The sequence below is a fragment of the Pedobacter folensis genome (assembly GCF_056490665.1).
Window position 1 is genome coordinate 1 of sequence record NZ_JBWJIF010000007.1, and the last position, 4952, is coordinate 4952.

A 4952-nucleotide genomic window follows, 5' to 3' on the forward strand; every position below is an offset into this window, starting at 1 on the left:
ACCTATCAGAAAGATCAGTTTTCAGTTGGCAGTTAACAGTTTTCAGTTGGGTAAACAGTTTTCAATTAACCGATTTAACCAATTAACAGTTTTCAGTTAACCAGTTAAACAATTAACCGCTTAACCATATCAAACGCTTAACCATATCAGTTAAACTTACTATCAAAACCTTTATCTAAAAATACAGCAATACATTTAGTCATTTACTTTAGGGTTTTCAGCTATCAAAAATGGTGGTTTCGTCAATCACGGTTTATTTTGCCGTTTTAATTGAGGATTTTAGATTGGCGCATTACGTCTGTTGGAGGAATAACTAACCTCGCTTAATTCTTTTGAGCCACTAAAACCAAACAAAGTTATGATGAAGTTTTTTGTGCTTTTATTTTTCGCGTTTATCCCCTGTTTTCTTTTGGCGCAGAGTACCCAGCCAAAAGATGATGCTGGCCAGATGGGTGGAACTTCGGGGTTTTATGAAACCTATAACCCTATAAATTTTCCTGCCGGGGCAGGAGGCTGGTGGCATTTGCTTGATGTAAGGCACAGTAATGTGAATAATAATTTTGCGATGCAGTTTGCAGGCGGTTTTTATGATCAGAACCTGTGGTTTAGGAAAACCAATAATGTGGCAAACACCGAATGGTCTCGGGTGTTAACCGAGACAAACGGTAACCTCAATGGTAAGCTTTATATGGCTACTTCAAATGGACAGAGTTTTTTTACCGGCCATCAAACTGGTACTGGCTATGGTTATACCGGGGGGATATTTAAAGCGGTTACCGATAATCCTTATGGTGGTTCTAATGTTTATTACGAAGGTGTTTCTGCCGGAGTAACCAATTTTTTAGTAAGGGCAAGTGGAGAGGGTTATTTTGCAGGAGGTTTAGGTATTGGAACGCCCACACCACAATCAATTTTAAGTATTAAGAGTACGAATAGTGGAAATGATTTGATTTCTATTGTTCGGAATTCAGATAGCCCTAATTTAGATTTTGTATCATCTTATAATGGATCAGATGATTTGCAATCGGGGAGTTTTGGTTTTGGGGTAAGGCCTGTTGATGATTCCTGGCAGATCTGGAGTAAGCATACTGCTGCACCATGGGAAAATCTGTTTGCAGTAAAACTAAATGGAAATGTAGGCATCGGAACAACCACACCTGCCGAAAAATTAAGTGTGTTTGGTGTTGTTAATTCGGCTCCGGGGGTAATGAGCTTGGAATCATCGAGAAATGATGCACAGTATGTAGAGGTAGGCGCCGTGAGTGCAAAAAACGCAGGTGGTGAAGTTGCCCGTATAGGCCTTTTAAGAGGTGGGGGTAGTTACACGGGATTCATCAATTTTTCTGTTAGACCAACGAATGATGGTCAGTTAACAGAAGCTATGAGGATTGCCGAAAATGGCAACTTGCTGATCGGGAAAACCGGTCAGGACAATACCGCTTATAAATTAGATGTTAATGGAAAAGCGAGGGTTAACGAAATTGTAGTGAATACTAACGGTGCCGATTTTGTATTCGAATCTGCCTACAAACTTCCTGACCTGGTTTCACTTGAAAAATTTGTAAAAGCTTATAAACATCTGCCTGAAATTCCCAGTGCAAAAACGATGCAGGTAGAAGGCTTGGCGGTAGGCGAAATGCAGACCCGGTTATTGCAGAAGATAGAAGAACTTACGCTGCATTTAATCGAGCAGCATAAACAGTTGATGGAGCAGAATAAGAAAATAGAAGGGCAGCAATTAAAGATTGTCGAACTAGAAAAGAAAATGGCCACAAAACAATAATTGCTTTATTTCAACCTTAATATCTAAACCAATTCATTCAAAATGAAATTTTTTACGCTTTTATTTTTCGCGTTTATCCCCTGTTTTCTTTTGGCGCAGACTACTCAGCCAAAAGATGATGCTGGCCAGATGGGTGGAACTTCGGGGTTTTACGAAACCCTTAACCCTATAAATTTTCCTGCCGGGGCAGGAGGTTGGTGGCACTTGCTTGATGTTAGGCACAGTAATATGAATAATAATTATGCCATGCAGCTTTCGGGCAGCTTTTTCGATCAGAACTTTTACTTGCGTAAAACCAGTAACAATGCCCAACAACCATGGGTAAAAATTGTAGCGGAGAACGATGGTAAAGTAGGTATTGGTACAACCACACCACAAGTGCCGCTACACGTTATCGGAAGGGGTTTGTTTGAAGGGAATTTAAAGCTCATGGCCGCTGATGAAGCCTGGGCTGAAGGGCTTACGGTGGTAAGACCAAGCGGCTGGGCGGGTATCAGGTTGGCGAGAAATGATCCTGCTACAGGGAATTATGAAGGGAACTGGGCCATTGGTTATGCTGCTTCTACTGGAAACGATTTTACAATCAGTAATCAAACGGGCGGAGCACAGAACAATGCACTGTTACACATCCGTTCCGATAATCAATATGTGGGTATTGGTACGGCTACACCAAATGCCAAACTAACTGTATCAGGTGGCGATATCAAGGCCTATAATTACGATAATCACTCTGGTATTTCTATAGGGGCCGAAGCATCGCAACAGCCCCGTATCGGTTTCCATGTTTCGGATAATTCGAGGCGTTTTAAAATCGAGCTTAATGATATCAACAGCTTGTATGAAAGATTGGGTTTCTTTTCTTCCAATAGTGGGCAAGGTGCTGAAAAGGAAATTTTTACGATCAATAAAGCAGGGAATGTAGGTATTGGCGAAATTGTGCCCAGAAGTATCCTGCATGTGAAGAGCAATGGTGCTGGTGTAGACGGCGGAAACAATTTTCAGTACAATGGAAGTGGTTTGATCATTGAGGCAGCTACGGGTGGAAGATCTACGACAAAAGGCGCCCAGATTGAATTTATGATCCCCGCCAATACGACCGGAGATAATCCCTGGGGCCAGGGCCGCATCATTACCGTTGCCGGCAATAATTATGGTGGCAATGCAGCCGGAAAAATGATCTTGGGTACCCGCAGGTCTTTTGACAAATTAAAAACCGGACCAGAATGGTTTTACGGTGATGATATTGTAATTGATGAAATAGGTAATATTGGTATCGGCACACTTAGTCCTAGAGAAAAATTGTCGGTTTTTGGCACCATAAGGGCAATGGAAGTTAAGGTAGAGAGTACTAACTGGCCGGATTATGTTTTCGAAAAAGATTATCAGATTGGAACACTGCCTGAACTGGAAAAGTACATTAAAGCCCATAAACATTTGCCCGGAATGCCAGGTGCAATTGAAGTAGAGAAAAACGGAATTGCAGTGGGCGAGCTGATTAAAAAACAGCAAAAAACCATCGAAGAATTAGCCCTGCACCTGATTGAAAAAGATAAGGAATTATCAAAGGAAAAAGAGCTGAATAAAATACAAAACGATAGGCTTAAAAACATCGAGGCTGTCCAAACTAAATTGGAGATTTTATTGAAAAAACTCGGTGAAAACCACTAATTATTTTATGAAAAAAATACTTTTAACGTTCTTCATTTTTCTAGGCCTACATACTTTAGGTATGGCCCAGAATTTATTAGATATGCAAAACTGGACTATTGGTACTGGTGGCACAGGGACATTTAGCGCCAGTGGACAAGCAATAGAAAATGAGAGAATTTGGGGAAATGGACCACAAGGTCAAAGGACGATTTTATGGGAAGCCAAACCTGAAGGGAACAGTGATGCCGATGGTGGCTTTAACCACAATGCATTTGCCATTGACCATACGAAGATGTACAGGTTCTCCATTTGGTTAAAAAAAACAAATTCTAATGATGGTTATAGTTATTTCGGAACAGATAATGTAAATGACTTAAACGGTGAATCACATCCAAATCCTTATTTTTGGTATGGTGATCTGCCCGAACTGAATAAATGGTATTTACTGGTGGCTTATGTGCATGGTAGTGGCGATGCTTCAACAATTTATTATGGTGGTATTTATGATGGGTCAACCGGAGCCAAAGTAGTTGATATCCCAGATTATAAGTTTGCTGTTAATGCCACGGTCACCAATATCCGTGCCTACCTTTATTATGATGCAAATGTAAACGACCGGCAATATTTTTATGCACCAAGGGTTGAGGTGGTAAATGGTAATGAACCTTCAATTGAAACTTTATTGGGGCTATCTTCAAACGCACTAAAAAATGCCCTGGGTTTAGGTTCGGCGGCTTATCTAAATGCTGATGTAACGGCAAGTCCTGCCTCAGTGGTTCAGCGGAATAGTGGGGGTTACGTATATGGTACTTATTTAAATATGACAACTCCGGCAGTAGATGCTACTCCTTTTACCGATTGGGTAACAACCAATAGCGATGGTTTTTTACGTAGAAATTCATCTGCAGCGGTTAAAACAGCCTTGGCAACCACTTTACAGGATGTAGTTAGCATAAACAATACCATTACAGCGCCTGAGCTCATTAGAGGGATAGGTGCCAATACTTATTTTTCTTCATATAATCCAACAAATACCATAAGATCTGGCTATGTGTATTTTGGCGCAGGAGATAATCTGACCCTGGAGGCTGAAAATGGTGCAAATAAAATATTACTTAATCCACATTCAGGTGGTAATGTTGGGATAGGAACTACTAATCCAAAAAGTAAATTACACTTGTACCAAAGTAATGCCGATCAGCCCGGGTTAATTGTACAAGGTACTACCATTAGTACAGACAGGCAACAACACTACATAGCCATAACCTTAGATGGTGATTATGGAGATGGGACAGGTAATTATTCTCAGATTAGAAGCTACAGTAATTTATATGAATATTGGGGAAGCAGGTTAGCTTTTTTTACCACGTCATCAAGTGCAGCAAATAGCCTGGTAGAAAGAATGCGGATTGATGCCAATGGAAATGTGGGTATTGGTACCACCGCCCCAGCTGAAAAACTAACCGTTAATGGGAAAATTAAAGCAAACGAGATCAGGGTTGATGGAGCGGGTGCGCCA

At 40.8% G+C, this 4952-nt stretch carries 3 protein-coding genes; all 3 read left to right on the forward strand.

Going from position 1 to position 4952, the window contains the following annotated elements; genetic code table 11:
* The first annotated feature begins 358 nt into the window (after nt 1-358).
* Nucleotides 359-1783, forward strand: a complete 1425-nt coding sequence (locus AC04QZ_RS24945; protein ID WP_478359922.1) for a hypothetical protein — start codon at nt 359-361, stop codon at nt 1781-1783.
* A 42-nt stretch (nt 1784-1825) separates the two neighbouring features.
* A complete protein-coding gene (locus tag AC04QZ_RS24950) occupies nt 1826-3451 on the forward strand; it encodes a hypothetical protein (protein WP_478359924.1) in 1626 nt (541 codons plus the stop codon).
* Between the two features lie 7 nt (nt 3452-3458).
* Nucleotides 3459-4952: hypothetical protein (locus AC04QZ_RS24955; protein ID WP_478359925.1), on the forward strand; the 1494-nt coding region annotated here is incomplete at its 3' end.